Source organism: Streptomyces sp. NPDC051243 (genome assembly GCF_044455405.1).
Classification (GTDB): domain Bacteria; phylum Actinomycetota; class Actinomycetes; order Streptomycetales; family Streptomycetaceae; genus Streptomyces.
On record NZ_JBITES010000001.1, the window covers coordinates 821,888 to 836,867 of the forward strand.

General features: G+C 72.0%; 16 protein-coding genes and 1 riboswitch. Of the genes, 7 read left to right on the forward strand and 9 right to left on the reverse strand.

Annotated elements, in window-relative coordinates:
• Positions 1 to 252: 252 nt before the first annotated feature.
• On the reverse strand, positions 253 to 456 hold the full coding sequence (locus ACIBAG_RS03620) for a hypothetical protein (RefSeq protein WP_399100490.1): 204 nt from the start codon (positions 454 to 456) through the stop codon (positions 253 to 255).
• A 600-nt stretch (positions 457 to 1,056) separates the two neighbouring features.
• Here ACIBAG_RS03620 and ACIBAG_RS03625 point away from each other — a divergent pair.
• From ACIBAG_RS03625 to ACIBAG_RS03635, 3 genes are all read left to right on the forward strand, one after another.
• Positions 1,057 to 3,516 carry a SpoIIE family protein phosphatase gene (locus ACIBAG_RS03625; RefSeq protein WP_399100492.1) on the forward strand — a complete coding sequence of 820 codons (2,460 nt, stop codon included), beginning with the start codon at positions 1,057 to 1,059 and terminating at the stop codon, positions 3,514 to 3,516.
• Between the two features lie 88 nt (positions 3,517 to 3,604).
• Entirely contained in the window at positions 3,605 to 4,837 is a 1,233-nt protein-coding gene (locus tag ACIBAG_RS03630) for a PP2C family protein-serine/threonine phosphatase (protein ID WP_399100494.1), read from the forward strand.
• Positions 4,838 to 5,159: 322 nt separating this feature from the next.
• Complete coding sequence (locus ACIBAG_RS03635; protein ID WP_399100496.1) at positions 5,160 to 5,894, forward strand: lysophospholipid acyltransferase family protein; 735 nt, start codon at positions 5,160 to 5,162, stop codon at positions 5,892 to 5,894.
• Between the two features lie 27 nt (positions 5,895 to 5,921).
• Here ACIBAG_RS03635 and ACIBAG_RS03640 read toward each other — a convergent pair whose 3' ends face one another.
• The 7 genes from ACIBAG_RS03640 to ACIBAG_RS03670 all read right to left on the reverse strand — a co-directional run bounded on the left by ACIBAG_RS03640 (position 5,922) and on the right by ACIBAG_RS03670 (position 11,238).
• Positions 5,922 to 6,686 carry an urease accessory protein UreD gene (locus ACIBAG_RS03640; protein ID WP_399100498.1) on the reverse strand — a complete coding sequence of 255 codons (765 nt, stop codon included), beginning with the start codon at positions 6,684 to 6,686 and terminating at the stop codon, positions 5,922 to 5,924.
• Positions 6,683 to 7,366: an urease accessory protein UreG gene (gene ureG, locus ACIBAG_RS03645; protein WP_399100500.1), complete on the reverse strand. Its 684-nt coding sequence runs from the start codon at positions 7,364 to 7,366 to the stop codon at positions 6,683 to 6,685. The genes ACIBAG_RS03640 and ureG overlap by 4 nt, the downstream gene beginning before the upstream one ends.
• A gap of 82 nt (positions 7,367 to 7,448) precedes the next feature.
• Positions 7,449 to 8,123 carry an urease accessory protein UreF gene (locus tag ACIBAG_RS03650; RefSeq protein ID WP_399100502.1) on the reverse strand — a complete coding sequence of 225 codons (675 nt, stop codon included), beginning with the start codon at positions 8,121 to 8,123 and terminating at the stop codon, positions 7,449 to 7,451.
• A 13-nt stretch (positions 8,124 to 8,136) separates the two neighbouring features.
• On the reverse strand, positions 8,137 to 9,858 hold the full coding sequence (locus ACIBAG_RS03655; RefSeq protein WP_399100504.1) for an urease subunit alpha: 1,722 nt from the start codon (positions 9,856 to 9,858) through the stop codon (positions 8,137 to 8,139).
• Positions 9,851 to 10,162: an urease subunit beta gene (locus tag ACIBAG_RS03660; protein ID WP_399100506.1), complete on the reverse strand. Its 312-nt coding sequence runs from the start codon at positions 10,160 to 10,162 to the stop codon at positions 9,851 to 9,853. Before ACIBAG_RS03660 ends, ACIBAG_RS03655 begins: the two co-directional genes overlap by 8 nt.
• An 11-nt stretch (positions 10,163 to 10,173) precedes the next feature.
• On the reverse strand, positions 10,174 to 10,476 hold the full coding sequence (locus tag ACIBAG_RS03665) for an urease subunit gamma (RefSeq protein WP_010988499.1): 303 nt from the start codon (positions 10,474 to 10,476) through the stop codon (positions 10,174 to 10,176).
• A gap of 132 nt (positions 10,477 to 10,608) precedes the next feature.
• On the reverse strand, positions 10,609 to 11,238 hold the full coding sequence (locus tag ACIBAG_RS03670; protein WP_399100509.1) for a TetR/AcrR family transcriptional regulator: 630 nt from the start codon (positions 11,236 to 11,238) through the stop codon (positions 10,609 to 10,611).
• Between the two features lie 146 nt (positions 11,239 to 11,384).
• On the opposite strand from ACIBAG_RS03670, the gene ACIBAG_RS03675 reads away from it, so the two are divergent.
• A complete protein-coding gene (locus tag ACIBAG_RS03675; RefSeq protein WP_399100511.1) occupies positions 11,385 to 12,368 on the forward strand; it encodes an ABC transporter permease in 984 nt (327 codons plus the stop codon).
• Between the two features lie 137 nt (positions 12,369 to 12,505).
• Here ACIBAG_RS03675 and ACIBAG_RS03680 read toward each other — a convergent pair whose 3' ends face one another.
• Positions 12,506 to 12,784: a type II toxin-antitoxin system Phd/YefM family antitoxin gene (locus ACIBAG_RS03680; protein WP_399100513.1), complete on the reverse strand. Its 279-nt coding sequence runs from the start codon at positions 12,782 to 12,784 to the stop codon at positions 12,506 to 12,508.
• 69 nt (positions 12,785 to 12,853) lie between these two features.
• On the opposite strand from ACIBAG_RS03680, the gene ACIBAG_RS03685 reads away from it, so the two are divergent.
• The 3 genes from ACIBAG_RS03685 (at position 12,854) to ACIBAG_RS03695 (ending at position 14,833) form a co-directional block, all read left to right on the forward strand.
• On the forward strand, positions 12,854 to 13,489 hold the full coding sequence (locus ACIBAG_RS03685; protein ID WP_399100515.1) for an ATP-dependent Clp protease proteolytic subunit: 636 nt from the start codon (positions 12,854 to 12,856) through the stop codon (positions 13,487 to 13,489).
• Between the two features lie 7 nt (positions 13,490 to 13,496).
• Complete coding sequence (locus tag ACIBAG_RS03690) at positions 13,497 to 13,805, forward strand: hypothetical protein (protein ID WP_399100517.1); 309 nt, start codon at positions 13,497 to 13,499, stop codon at positions 13,803 to 13,805.
• A 340-nt stretch (positions 13,806 to 14,145) separates the two neighbouring features.
• A riboswitch (cyclic di-AMP (ydaO/yuaA leader) is annotated at positions 14,146 to 14,356 on the forward strand.
• 3 nt (positions 14,357 to 14,359) lie between these two features.
• Complete coding sequence (locus tag ACIBAG_RS03695) at positions 14,360 to 14,833, forward strand: C40 family peptidase (RefSeq protein ID WP_399100519.1); 474 nt, start codon at positions 14,360 to 14,362, stop codon at positions 14,831 to 14,833.
• The last annotated feature ends 147 nt before the right edge of the window (positions 14,834 to 14,980 follow it).

Here is a 14,980-nt window from a genome sequence, read left to right on the forward strand (position 1 = left end):
CTCCGATGGCCGCACGAGCCCGGTCCCCCAGATCCGATGGCCAGGCGGGCCCGGATCCCACAGTCCCGATGGCCGGGCGGGCCCGGATCCCACAGCTCCGATGGCCGGGCGGGCCCGAATCCCACAGCTCCGATGGCCGCACGAGCCCGGTCCCACAGCTCCGATGGCCAGGCGGGCCCGGATCCCATAGTCCCGATGGCCGCACGGCCCCGGCTCCCACACCCCCGATGGCTGGAAGGGCCCGGCTCCCGCTCATCGGCGGGACAGCTTGCCGAACGCCATCGGCGGGCGCGGCTCGCGGAGCGCCGAGGAGTGGTGCACGGAGAGCACCCAGGGCGGCTGCTCAAGAGGGGGCCGAAGAAGGATGCCCGATCCGGGCACCGAGCCGCGCTCGACTCCCGGGACGGGCGGGTGCAGGGCGCCGGGGGCTTCCGGCCGGGAACGGGGCGTGCTCACATCCGGCCCGCTGGAGGGCAGGCGGCTTCCGGCCGGGAGTGGGGAGCGGCGGTGTCCGGCCGGCGGCGGGGCTTCAGCATTCTCGGCGCCCCGCTCACATCGCCCCCCCCTCTTCCGAGTCCGCGAGTCGGTGGTTCGCCGTGGAGTCGGCGCCTGCTGCGGCCTGCCCGGCACCGGCCGAGGAGGAGCCGCACACGCCATTCCCGGCCCCCTCCTCACGGCACCCCTGCGTCGGCAGCCCTTCCGCCCGCGCGCCCTTCCACACCCAGCCCCACGGCTCAGCCGGCCCCTTCTGTCGCCGTCCACCCAGGCCCGCCAATTCCCTCCGTCCCCACCACCACCGGCCCACACATCTCACCCCCCCCACTCCCGCCCACCCCGGCCCTCACTGAGAGGCGGCGTTGCCACGACTCAGCCGGCCCCTTCTGTCGCCGTCCACCCTCGCCACCAACTCCCTCCCTCCCCCCACCACCGGCCACATCCCTCCCCACCGCTCCCACCCTCGCCCCACCCGGCCCTCACAAAGAGGCGGCGTTGCCCGGAAGGGTGAAGATGGGGACAAGAGGTGGTAGACCGCTCTCAGCGACAGAGAGGTCGGCCGTGGGCACACACGAGGAGCAGGGCGTTGCCAGGCAGGGGTTCGACGTGGCGGACGCCGCGCCTGTTCTGCTCGACGCGCAGGGCCTGGTGACGGGGTGGACCAGGGACGCCCAGCGGCTGCTGGCGTACGGGGCCGCGGAGGCGGTGGGCCGGCACCTCGGCGAACTGTTCAGCGCCGAGGACGCAGGCCGGGTCCCGGAGCTGATCGAGCGGTGCCGTGCCGAGGGCGGCTGGGCGGGACTGCTCACGGCCCTGCACAAGAACGGCGCGCCCGTCAGGCTGATGGTGCGGATCACGTCGGCCCTCGACACGCAGGGCCCCTCGCGCTGGCTCGTGCTCCTGTCCGACCTCGGCGACTCCCACGGCTGGGACATGAGCCGCGACACCCTGGAACAGATGGTCTCCCGCTCCCCCGTCGGCATAGCGATCGTCGACACGGAGCTGCGCTACGTCTGGTCCAACCCGGCCCTCGCCCAGTTCGGCGGCGGCCCTCCGCCCCATCGGCTCGGCATGCGGCTCGCGGACATCCAGCCCGGCCTGGACTCCCAGTCCATCGAGGCCCAGATGCGCCACGTCCTGGCGACCGGCGAACCGATCGTCGGCTACGAGCACGTCGGCCACGCCCGCTCCGCCCCCCTGCGCGAGACCGCGCACATGATGTCGTTCACCCGGCTCGACGACGGCCACGGCCACCCCACCGGCGTGTACTACACGGTCGAGGACATCTCCGACCGGCACCGCGCCCGGCAGCGTCTGGCCCTGCTCGACCGGGCCGGCGAGCGCATCGGCCGCACGCTCGACATCACGCGCACCGCCCAGGAGCTGGCCGACGTGGCCGTACCGGGACTCGCCGACATCGTCACGGTGGACCTGCTGGAGTCGGTGCTGCGGGGCGGCGAGCCCGCGCCCGGTCCCCTGGGCGACACCGAACCGGTGCCGCTGCGCCGGGCGGGGTACCGGTCGGTCGGCGGGAGCGTGCCGCTGACCGTCGTCGACATCGGCGAGGTGGTCGCCTATCCGGCCCAGTCGCCTCCGATCCGCTGTCTGCGGACGGGCAAGTCCTGGCGCGAGGCGAAACTCGATCCGCTCGCCGAGGCGTGGGCCAAGCACGCGCGCGGCGGACAGGCCGCCATCTTCCTCGAACTGGGCCTGCACAGCGTGATGATCGTGCCGATCCGCGCCCGGGGCGTCACCCTGGGCGTCACCACCCTCTTCCGACGCCACCGCCAGGAGGCGTTCGAGGAGGACGACCTGAACCTGGCCGAGGATCTCGTCTCACGCGCCGCCGTGTGTGTCGACAACGCCCGCCGCTACACCCGCGAGCGCGACGCCGCCCTGGTGCTGCAGCGCAGCCTGCTGCCGCACCGGCTGCCCGAGCAGGACGCGGTGGCGGTGGCCGCCTGCTACCGGCCGGCCGACGAGCTGACCGGCCTCGGCGGCGACTGGTACGACGTCATCCCGCTGTCGGGCGCCCGGGTCGCCCTGGTCGTCGGCGAGGTGCCCGGACACGGCATCGGCGCCGCGGCGGCGATGGGGCGGCTGCGGACGGCCGTACGGACGCTCGCCGCCCTGGATCTGCCGCCCGACGAGGTGCTGGCCCATCTGGACGACCTGGTCGCGCGGTCGGCCCGCGAGGAGGGCGTCGAGTCGGACGCGGAGGAGGCCGCGGAAGCCCAGAACGTGGGGGCCGGGTGCGTGTACGTCGTCTACGACCCGGTCGACGGGACGTGCACCATGGCGGCCGCGGGCCATCCGGCGCCCGCCGTGGTCATGCCCGACGGCACCGTCACCTTCGTCGACCTGCCGCAGGGCCCGCCGCTCGGTGTCGGCGGTCCCCCTTTCGAGTCGGTGGAGCTGGCCCTGGCGGCGGGCAGCACACTCGCCCTGCACACCGACGGGCTGCTGGCCGGCGGGGAGACCTGGGCCGTGGACGCCGACCGGGTCCGGCTGCGGCGGGCACTGGAGCAGGCCGCCGCCTCGCTGGACGTGCAGTGCCGAACCGTGGTCGACGCACTGGTCCCGGACCGGCCGTTCGACGACGTGGCGCTGCTGATGGCCCGCACCCGGCTCCTCGGCACCGAGCAGGTGGCCGACTGGGACCTGCCCGCCGACCCGGCCGCCGTCGCCGACGCCCGCAAGACGGCCGCCCGGCAGCTGACGGAGTGGGGTCTCGAGGAGCTGGCGTTCACCACGGAACTGGTCGTGAGCGAGCTGGTCACCAACGCCATCCGGTACGCCGCCGGGCCGATCCGGCTGCGGCTGATCCGGGAGCGCGCGCTCTTCTGCGAGGTCTACGACGGCGGTGCGACCGCCCCGCATCTGCGCCATCCGCGTACCACCGACGAGGGCGGGCGCGGGCTGCTGCTGGTCTCCCAGTTCACCCAGCAGTGGGGCACCCGCTTCGTGCCCGAGGGGAAGATCATCTGGGCCGAGCAGTCCCTGACGGACCCTCCTCCCTGACCTGCCGAACCGGCTCAGATGTAGTACATCGGTACATACGCCATACGGCGTGGGAAACTGGTCAGATCCCGGTGGTGAGGCGGGAGCCATGGATGAGACGTCGATCGACTACGAGGCGGTGTTCCAGGCCCTGCCCGGAATGGTGGCGCTGCTGACCCCTGAGCTGGTCTACGCCGACGCCAACGAGGACTTCCAGCACCTGTCCGGGCGCACCCGCGAACAGCTGGTGGGCCGGTACATCTTCGATGTCTTCCCGGACAACCCCAACGACCCCGCCGCGACCGGCATGCGTGACGTCCGGGCGTCGATGCTGCGCGTGGTGACCACCGGCGAGCGCGACACGATGGCACTGCAGCGCTACGACGTCGAGGACCCCGTGCACCCCGGCACCTGGGAGGAGCGCTACTGGAGCCCGATCAACGCGCCCGTGCCCGGTCCCGACGGGAAGGTGGCGTTCGTCCTGCACCGGGTGGAGGAGGTCACCGAACTCATCCGGCTGCGGGGCGGCTCGGGCGGTGACAGCCGGGCGCGGGTGCTGGAGGCCGAGCTGTACACGCGCGCCCGCGAGCTGCAGGAGCTCAACGACCGGCTGCGGCAGGCCCATGCCCGCGAGCGCGAGGTGGCCCTGGCCCTGCAGGAGGCGATGCTGCCCGCCCGGCGGCAGGTCGGCAACCGCCGGGCGGCGGTGCGCTACCGGCCCGCGGTCGGCGCGCTGAACGTGTGCGGCGACTGGTACGACCTGGTCGACCTGGTGGGCGGCAACCGCATCGGCGTGTCGGTGGGCGACGTGGTCGGCCACGGCCTCGCGGCGGCCGGCGTCATGGGCCAGCTGCGCAGCGCGCTCAGCGCCTCCTCCCGGGTGGCCGAAGGCCCGGCCCAGGCGCTCGACGTCCTCGGGCGGTACGCCCATGTGGTCGACGGTGCGGAATCGGCCACCGCAGTGACCACGTTCATCGACTGCGACGCCCACACCATCACCTACAGCAGCGCGGGCCATCCGCCGCCGGTGCTGGTCCACGCCGACGGCCGGGTGGAGTTCCTCGACAAAGCCACCGACACCCCGCTGGACGCCCGCCCCGACCCGATCCCGAGACCGCAGGCCACCACCACGTTCACCGAGGGCGCCACGCTCGCGCTGTACACGGACGGTCTGATCGAGCGCCGCCGCGAGGACATCGACACGGGCCTGGCCCGACTCGCGGACGCCCTCGTCCGTCATCGCACGGCCGACCCCGAGCCCCTCGCCGACTCCGTCCTGCTGGAGCTGCTGCCGCCCGGCGGCGCGACCGACGACACGGCCCTCATCATCGTGCGGCTGTGATGGACGAGCAGACACGCAGGCTCCCCGCAAGGACGTACCGCCTGCCACCCGGCGACCGCGATCACGCCAAACCGTGCCATCCGGTTGCCGCACACCGACCCGTGACACCAGTCTGGTCCGGCGGTTCTCCCCACCCGCAAGCACCGCCGCCCACCGACTTCCTGACATCCGGTCAGGAAAATCACCATGGGTCGGCATCCGTCCGTCCCTGCCCGGTTCCGGCCCGTCAACCCTGCGCCTACACTGGCAGCCCCACGGCACGCTGGTTGACCTGCCAGAACGCGGCGGCCCGAGCTGATCCCCCCGAGTGAGGAGCGCCCCTTTGTTCTACTACGTCCTCAAATACGTGCTGTTGGGACCTCTCCTGAGACTGGTGTTCCGGCCTCGGATAGAGGGCCTGGAGCACGTACCGGCCACGGGCGCGGCCATCGTCGCCGGCAACCACCTGTCGTTCTCGGACCACTTCCTGATGCCGGCGATGCTCAAGCGGCGGATCACCTTCCTCGCCAAGAAGGAGTACTTCACGGGTCCCGGCCTCAAGGGACGTCTGACCGCGGCCTTCTTCCGCAGCGCCGGCCAGATCCCGGTCGACCGCACCGGCAAGGAGGCGGGCCAGGCCGCGATCCGCGAGGGCCTCGGCGTTCTGAGCAAGGACGAACTGCTCGGCATCTACCCGGAGGGCACCCGCTCGCACGACGGCCGGCTCTACAAGGGCAAGGTCGGGGTGGCCGTGATGGCGCTCAAGGCCCAGGTCCCGGTCATCCCGTGCGCGATGATCGGCACGTTCGAGGCACAGCCGCCGGGCAAGATCATCCCGAACATCCACCCGGTGACGATCCGCTTCGGCGAGCCCCTCGACTTCTCCCGCTACGCCGGCATGGAGAACGAGAAGGCGATCCTGCGCGCGGTGACCGACGAGATCATGTACGCGATCCTGTCCCTGTCCGAGCAGGAGTACGTCGACCAGTACGCGGCCGTGGCCAAGGCCGAGCAGGCCGCCGCAGCCAAGGCCAACGCGGAGAAGGAACGCAAGTTCCCCCGGCTCCCCATCAGTTGACGAGCCGGCGCCGCTCCGGGGCGGCGCTCAGCCAAGGGACTCGAGCGCCTCGTCGAGCACCTTGCGCAGTCGCAGAGCGTCCGCCGCCACGGCACTCACCAGGGCGGCGGGCCCGGCGAGCGGCATGACGGCGGCGCCGCCCCCCAGCACCCGGGCCGCCACCGGGGCCTGCGCGAACTCCGGCCGTACGACGACGAGTTGCCCGACGGCCCGGCACCCGCCGAGCCCGGCGGGCCCGTCCCAGCCACCCGGCGCACCGGGCCCGCAGGCGAGCTCCTGATCAAGCACCACCCGCCCCGCGACACTCACCCGGATCCGGCTGCTCAGCCTCCCCGGCTCCTCCCCCACGCGTCCGAGCACCTGCTCCTCACGCAGGACGAGCCGCCCGGAGGCACCGACGTCGACACGGGTGGTCACCCACAGATCGCTACCCCCGGCGGAGATCAACTGCTCGGGCAGCCAGCGCAGTTCGCCGCCGTCCGCCACGGACAGCCGCACCTCGTACCGGGCCTCGCCCTTGCTCTGCCCCGGCAGCGCGATGGTGGCGGCCGCCGACCCGACGTGCAGCCGGGCCCCGGCCTCCACGTCCGCCTCGACCGTGAAGTGATCGCCGCCGAGCGGCCCGCTCATCGCACCGACGAGCGCGACCCGCGCCTCGGCACCGCTCCCCCGTGTCCGCCGGAGCGCGAGCGGCCCGTCGCCGTCGAGCACGGGCAGCGACGTACCACCCCGCCCGTCGTCGCGGGCGACGATCCGCGCGAGGGCCCGCACCCCACCGGTCACCGTCGTCATGCCGCCCACGCCGACAGCCGCGCCCGCACCCACGCGGCGACGTCCCGCACACCGGCCTCGCTCCGCAGCGACTGGAACACCACCGGCAGTTCGGCCCGCTGGGCCTTGGCGTCCGCCGCCATCCGCGCCAGGTCGGAGCCGACGTAGGGCGCGAGGTCGGTCTTGTTGACGACGAGCAGGTCGGCGGTGGTCACCCCCGGCCCGCCCTTGCGCGGAATGTCGTCCCCGCCGGCGACATCGATGACGAAGATCTGCGCATCGACGAGCCCCTTGGAGAAGGTGGCGGTGAGGTTGTCCCCGCCCGACTCGACGAGGATGAGATCGAGCGGCCCGACCTCGTCCTCCAGATCCTCGACCGCTTCGAGGTTCGCGGAGATGTCGTCCCGGATCGCGGTGTGCGGGCAGGCCCCGGTCTCCACGGCCGTGATCCGCTCGGGCGGCAGCACTGCCTCCCGCAGCAGGAACTCGGCGTCCTCGCGCGTGTAGATGTCGTTCGTGACGACAGCAAGGGACAACTCGTCCCGCAGCGCCCGGCACAGCGCCGCGACGGTGGCGGTCTTACCGGACCCGACGGGCCCGCCGAGCCCGATCCGCAGGGCACGACGCGAGCCGTCGGGACGGTGGGCGTCGGCGCTGACGGCGGAGGGGCCGTCGTGACTGTGAGAGTGGTCGAGATGCATGAAACGGCTCCATCGATTCAGCCGAAGGGGCGGAGCCCCTTGGGACGGGAACGGGTAAGGGCGGGGCGGCGGGGGCGACCTCCTATGACGCGAACAACCGGACAGGCCAAGCGGCATGCGACTCCGCCCCGATCTCCAGCAACGGCGCCGAGGCCGCAGGCAACGCGTCGACCCCGCCGTCGACCACCCGCCGCCCCGCCTCCACCGCCCGATCGGCAACCCGGTCCATCTCCGGCGCCAACCGAGCCAGCACAGCCGTAGCGTCAAAGGGATCAAGGCTCAGCAACCGCACCGTCGCACTCGCCGGCCCACTCACACTCTCGTACGCCGCACAGTACGCGGCATCGTCCGCCCCCAGCCCGGCCGCCCGAGCCGCCAGCCCGAGCACCACCGGCTGGTGCGCCCCCTTGGGAAACTCCCGCGCCACGGCGTCGAGCTCAGCGGACGGCCAGGTCGCCCGCGCCGCCCGCATCAGCTGACGCCCCAGCTTCCGCGCCGCCGTGCGCAACGCGGGCGACGGCGTACGGGCGTCGGCGGCCTCGTCCAGACCCACCGCATCGACCCCGAGCGCGGCGGCAGCCGCGAGCGAGGCCGCGACCAGCCCCGCCGTGTGCAACCGTCCCCGGCAGAAGTCCTCAAGACTCGCGGCACCGGTGATCCGCCCCGCTTTGACGGCCGCCTCCGCCCCACCGGAGTGCGCATGCCCCCCGGCGGGAAAGCGGCCGTCGGCCAGGACGAGAAGTGCTGCCCTCGACATCAGAAACCAGCCATCAGAACAGGAAGTACCGCTGGGCCATGGGAAGTTCGGCGGCAGGCGTCGCCTCCACCAGCTCCCCGTCGATGTGCACGGCGAAGCTGTCCGGATCGACCCGCACCTGCGGCCGCGCGTCGTTCTCCCGCATGTCGGCCTTGGTGACCCCACGCGTCGAGTCGATGGCCACGAACCGCTTCCCGAGCTGGAGCCGCTCCGGCAGCCCGTCCTCGATGGCGAGCGGCGCCACGAAGTTGACCGAGTTCGAGGCGGGCGCACGTCCGATCGCGCCGAACATGGGCCGGGGCAGGATCGGCTGCGGGGTGGGGATCGACGCGTTGGCGTCGCCCATCTGCGCGTACGCGATCTGCCCGCCCTTGATGACGAGGTGCGGCTTGACGCCGAAGAACGCCGGCTCCCACAGCACCAGGTCGGCGAGCTTGCCGGTCTCCACGGAGCCGATCTCGCCGCCGAGGCCCTGCGCCAGCGCGGGGTTGATCGTGTACTTGGCGACGTACCGCCGCACCCGCAGGTTGTCGGCCCGCCCGTCGCCCGGCAGCGCGCCCCGCCGCCCCTTCATCACATGGGCGGTCTGCCAGGTTCGCATGATGACCTCGCCGACCCGGCCCATGGCCTGCGCGTCGGACGAGATGATCGAGATCGCGCCCAGGTCGTGCAGGATGTCCTCGGCCCCGATGGTCGACGGCCGGATCCGCGACTCGGCGAAGGCGAGGTCCTCGGGCACGGCCGCGTTGAGGTGGTGGCACACCATCAGCATGTCGAGGTGTTCCTCGGCGGTGTTGACGGTGAACGGCCGCGTCGGGTTGGTCGAGCTGGGCAGCACATGGGGCTCGGAGACGACGGTCATGATGTCCGGCGCGTGCCCGCCGCCCGCGCCCTCGGTGTGGTACGCGTGAATGCCACGGCCCGCGATCGCGGCGAGGGTGTCACCGACGAAGCCGGCCTCGTTCAGCGTGTCCGTGTGGATGGCGATCTGGATGCCGGTCTGGTCGGCGACGGTCAGCGAGGCGTCGATGACGGCCGGGGTGGAGCCCCAGTCCTCGTGCAGCTTCAACCCCAGGGCCCCGCCCCGGATCTGCGAGAGCATCGCCTCGTGGGAGACGGTGTTGCCCTTGCCCAGCAGGCCGAAGTTGATGGGGTGCTCCTCCATCGCCTCCAGCATCCGGGCCAGATGCCAGGGACCCGGCGTGACCGTGGTCGCCTTCGAGCCCTCGGCGGGCCCGGTACCGCCGCCGATCAGCGTCGTGATGCCCGACGCCAGCGCCTCGTCGGCGATCTGCGGGCAGATGAAGTGGACGTGGGCGTCGATCGCACCCGCCGTCAGAATCCGCCCGTTGCCGGCGATGATCTCCGTCTCCGGCCCGATCACCAGCTCCGGGTGCACCCCGTCCATCGTGTCGGGGTTGCCCGCCTTGCCGATGCCGGTGATGCGGCCGTCGCGGATACCGACGTCGGCCTTGACGATGCCCCAGTGGTCGATGATGACGACGCCGGTGATCACCGTGTCGGGGGTGCCGTCTGCGCGCGTAGCACGCGACTGGCCCATGGACTCGCGGATGACCTTGCCACCGCCGAACACCGCCTCGTCACCGGCGAGCCCGGGTCCGCCGGAACGGTCCTCCTCGATCTCGACCAGCAGATCGGTGTCGGCGAGCCGGATGCGGTCGCCGGTGGTCGGGCCGAAGAGGTCGGCGTACGCGGCGCGGGAGATCTCAGGCATCGAGGGCACCTCCGGTCTCGCCGCGCAGTCCGGGCACCACGCGGGCGCCGGTGAGCGGGACGAGTTCGACGTCGACGGGGATCCCGGGCTCGAAGCGCACGGCGGTGCCGGCGGCGATGTTGAGCCGCTTGCCGCGCGCGGCGGCGCGGTCGAAGTCCAGACCGGGGTTGGCCTCGGCGAAGTGGTAGTGGGAGCCGACCTGGACGGGCCGGTCGGCGGCGTTGAGGACGGTCAGCCGGGTGACCTCACGGCCCTCGTTGTAGGCAATCGAGCCGTCGGCGAACAGGATCTCTCCGGGAATCATCACCGCCCCCTTCAGACGATCGGGTCGTGGACGGTGACGAGCTTGGTGCCGTCCGGGAAGGTCGCCTCGACCTGGACGTCGTGGATCATCTCGGGGATGCCCTCCATGACGTCGTCCCGGGTGAGCAGCTTGCGCCCGGAGGACATGAGCTCGGCGACCGTACGGCCGTCCCGGGCGCCCTCGAGGATGTGCGACGTGATGAGGGCGACCGCCTCGGGGTGGTTCAGCTTCAGGCCCCGGGCCCGGCGCTTCTCGGCGACGTCGGCCGCCACATGGATGAGCAGCCTCTCTTGCTCGTGCGGGGTCAGTTGCACGTCCCACCTCACAGTCCTCGCTCCGGACCGTGCGGGGTCCGGTTGCCGCGGCCACGGGGCAAAGTCCCTGGTGGCGTGGATGGGCAGGCTAGTTGGACCGCATTTCAAGCAAGTTAACCGAGCTGTGATCTCTCAGGCGCCCCGCGGCTCGTCCGGCATGCTCATCAGCGCGCGCAGCCCGTCCTGGAGGACTTCCACCGGCGACGCCCCGAAGAGGGCCTGCTGCGCGATGAACCCCTGCACCGCGGCGACCATGGTGCGTGCCGCGTGTTCCGCGGGGATGTCCGACCGCATCATCCCGGCCTCCTGGTACGCCTCCACGGCCTGCACCCACCTCTCGCGCAGCTCCGTGTACACGTCCGTCAGAACGGCCGCCAGCTCCTCGTTGCGCACGGTCTCGGCCCAGACCTGCAGCATCAGGCGCGGGAACAGCGCTTCTCCGTCGCCGTTCAGGGACGACCAGACGCGCAGGGTCCGCCCCAGGACCAGGCCGACCAGGATGTCCGGCGGCGGGGGCGGGCTCTGCCGGCTCACGTCCTCGAAGGCCGCGCGGATCTCGCCGAGCACCTCTTTGACGATCGCGGCGATCAGCTCGTCCTTGCCGCTGAAGTAGCGGTACACCGCACCGGCCGAGAGGTCGACCTCCTTCAGCACGTCCTGCATCGACGTGGCGTGGAAGCCGTTGCGCGCGAAGAGGCGCGCGGCGCCGTCGAGGATCTGCCGACGGCGGGCGTCGAGGTGTTCCTGGGATACACGAGCCATGCCCCAAAAATAAAACGAACATTCATTCTTGACAAGGAGCCCCTGCGGCGGGACGGTGTTGACGTACCTAAAACGAACGATCCTTCTTTTTAGCGCGCCATCCCGCGCCGACCCCGCAGCACCCCGCAGCACCGGAGGGAAAGCCCATGTCCACCCGTCGCATGATCGCGGTCGTCGTCCTCGTCCCCGCCCTCGCCGCGCTCGCCCTGTGGGCGTTCGCCTGGCCGGCCGCCCGCACCGCCCCTCGTGATCTGCCGCTCGGCGTGGCCGGACCGGCCGCCGCCACGGCCCAGGTGGAGCGACAGCTCGTGCAGCAGGCCGGCGCCTTCGAGATACACCGCTACGCCGACGAGGCCGCCGCCCGGGACGCCATCGAGGACCGGACCGTATACGGCGCGATCGTCGTCACGGCCCAGGGACCCGAACTGCTGACCGCCTCGGCCGCGAGCCCGACGGTCGCCCAGCTGCTCCAGCAGGCCGTGGCGAAGCAAGCCGCCGCCGAGGGCACCGAGGTGAGGACGGTCGATGTGGTGCCCGCACCCGAGACCGACCCGCGCGGCGCCGCCCTCAACGCGAGCGTTCTGCCGCTCGCCCTGGCCGGCATGGCGGCCGGCGCGGCGGTGACCCTCCTCGGGCTGCGCGGCATCCGCGCCGTGACCGCCCTGGTCGGTGCGGCCGCCCTGATCGGCGTGGTAGCGGCCGCCCTCGCGCACAGCTGGCTGGAGGTCCTCACCGGCGACTGGTGGACGGAGGCCGGGGTGTTCACCCTGGCGACGCTGGCCGTGAGTGCAGCCGTCGCGGGGCTCGCCGCACTGATCGGCCCCGCCGGCATCGGCATCGCGTCGTTCGTGGTGATGTTCCTCGGCAACCCGTTCTCCGGGGCGTCTTCGGCCCCGCAGATGCTGCCCGAGCCGGCCGGCGCGATCGGCCAGTGGCTGCCGCCGGGTGCGGGCGCGAGCCTGCTGCGCTCGGTGTCGTTCTTCGACGGCGCCGCGGCCATGGGCCCCGCCCTGACGCTGACCTGGTGGGCCGCGCTGGGCCTGGGCGCCGTACTGCTCGGGAACGCCGTGCGCTCCCGTAAGGCGAGCACCGCTCCCGCACCGGCCAGGGATCTCGCCTCCGTCAGCTGACCGGCCGTCCGGCCGCACCGAAGCGACCGTGCACCCCCGCTGTAGCGGACGGGGGTGCACGGTCTCGTCGTTCTGGCGCGGTGCGGCGAGAGTGCGTGCCAGGCGTCGCGGGGCAGGCGGGACTTTGCGGACACGGCCTAGGAGGGGCTGGACCCCCGGTGCTCGGCCGCGATACCGAACCGCTGCCGTTCGCGGGAAGCGGAAGCGACCCCACGGACGCCGGCGACGGTGCTGATCACCTGCTCCTCGACGGGCGCGTCGAGGGCGTCGAGTCGCTCGAGGTCAGCGGCGGAGACAAGGGCGACGAGGGGCTTTCCGTGGCGGGTGACGACGACGCGCTCACCGCCGTACACCACGCGATTGATCAGTTCGGCGAGCTCAGCCCTGGCTTGCGTCACCGGAATCTCGTAGGCCATGCTCCCTACATTACGTCATGTACGTCCTGTACATTTTTTACAGGCACCCCGGCAAGGGAGGCGTGAGCCATGACCCGACCGTCCGCCCGCTATGTGCTGCCCGAGTTCACCGAGCGCACGAGTTTCGGCACCAAGACGCAGGACCCGTACTCGAAGCTGCTGGAGGAGCGGATCGTCTTTCTCGGCACGCCGATCGACGACACCGCCGCGAACGACGTGATGGCCCAGTTCATGTACCTGGAGCACAGGGACCCCGACCGGGACATCGCGCTGTACATCAATTCGCCCGGCGGCTCGTTCAGCGCCATGTCGGCGGTCTACGACACGATGCAGTACGTCACCTGCGACGTGGAGACGATCTGCCTGGGCCAGGCCGGCTCGGCCGCCGCGGTGCTGCTCGCGTCGGGCACCCCGGGCAAGCGGTTCGCGCTGCCGGGCGCCCGGGTGGTGATCCATCAGCCGGGGCTGCCCGAGCCGATCGAGGGCCAGGCGAGCGATCTGGCCATCCAGGCCGACGAACTGACGCGCATTCGGCTCCGGCTGGAGGAGATGCTCGCCCGGCACACCGGGCGCAGCCGCGAACAGGTGAGCGAGGACATCGAGCGGGACAAGATCCTGAGCGCCCGGGAGGCGCAGGAGTACGGGCTGGTCGACCGGATCATCCCCAGCCGCAAGGCCACCCTCGCGCCGCCGACGGGGAGGTGATCGGCCGGTGCTCCCACCCGAGTTGCCGCCCCTGCCCGCGCTGACGCGCGCGGAGGGAGAGTTGATCGACCGTTATCTCGACGTGGTGGACCTGCTCGGCCGTATCAACCCGGCGCAGTACGGCGACACCTACCGCGGACTGCGCGCCGCCCAGGCGCTGGTCGCCAAGGCCACCGAGCTCCGGGACGCGCTGGCGCTGATGCACCAGCGGGGCGAGACGGAGCTGCACGCTCCCACGCTGGCGCGCGCGTTGCGCGTGCTGGACGGAGAGCGCCGAACGGCTCGCGTCACGTTGCCGCCGCGCTCCGACAGTTGACGAGGCGGACGGACCGGTTCCGGCGCCTCGACCCACTGACGGGGCGTCCGGAACGAAGCTGAAACGGACCAAACGGCGTACCCCCTTTCGGCGTAGTCACCTGTCCATTTGCGGACGCGTCAGGGTTGCGCAAGAGGCATGACCCCAAGGTGCGATTAATCGTTTTATCGCTGGTCCGGGCCTCCTCAGGCAGGTGGACACCTGCTCCGGAACGGGGGTACCCACCCGAACGGGTGAGTGGTGAGTAACCCCACAAATCCCCGATTCCGTTGGGTATTTCGCTCATCCGTGCGTCAAGATCCCTGTCTGACGACAAGCCCCCGCCACCGCGGCGGGGCGATCCGGGCGGACGCCGAGTCCTGCCGCCGCCCGGATGACCGGTCGACAGGAGTGGATCGGCAGGAGTGGAGGACCCAAGCAAGACGGGTCGCCGGAGCGGACGTTCGTTCGATCCGAGCAGCCCTTGGGGTGAAGCCGCGGCAACGCGGCCGGGCAACTTCGCCAGCCCGAATCCGACAGGTCATCCTTCACAGGCGGCTGACGAAGGGTTGCGCATGACTGCGCTCAATCGTGTCCCGTCGCTCATGGTCCGGGCCGGTACGGCCTCGGCTCTCACGCTCGCCGCGGTGGGCGGCACGGTGGTCGCCCCCGGCTTCGCCTCCGAGGCCGAGGCCGCGACGCCGGCGACGAAAGCACTTCAGGTCGCGGCCTCGAAGAAGGGCTCCCCGTACAAGTGGGGCGCCGCCGGGCCGAACAGGTTCGACTGCTCCGGGCTCACGCTGTACTCGTACAAGAAGGCGGGCAAGAAGCTGCCCCGTACGGCGGCCCAGCAGTACAACAAGACCCGCCACATCTCCGCCAAGAACCGCAAGGCCGGGGACCTGGTGTTCTTCCACTCGGGGTCGAACGTCTACCACGTCGGCATCTACGCCGGGAAGGGAAAGATCTGGCACTCCCCGAAGAGCGGGGACGTCGTGAGGCTGCAGAAGATCTGGACCAAGAGCGTCTGGTACGGCCGGGTCAAGTGACCCTCCCGGGGGGGGGGGGGGGGGGGGGGGGGGGGGGGGGGGGCGCGGCCCGCCGCCCCCCCCCCCCCCCGCCGCGCGCCGCCGGGGGCCCCCCCCCGCGCGCGCGGGAGGGGCGCGCGCCGCCGCCGCCCCCCCCCCCCCCCCGCC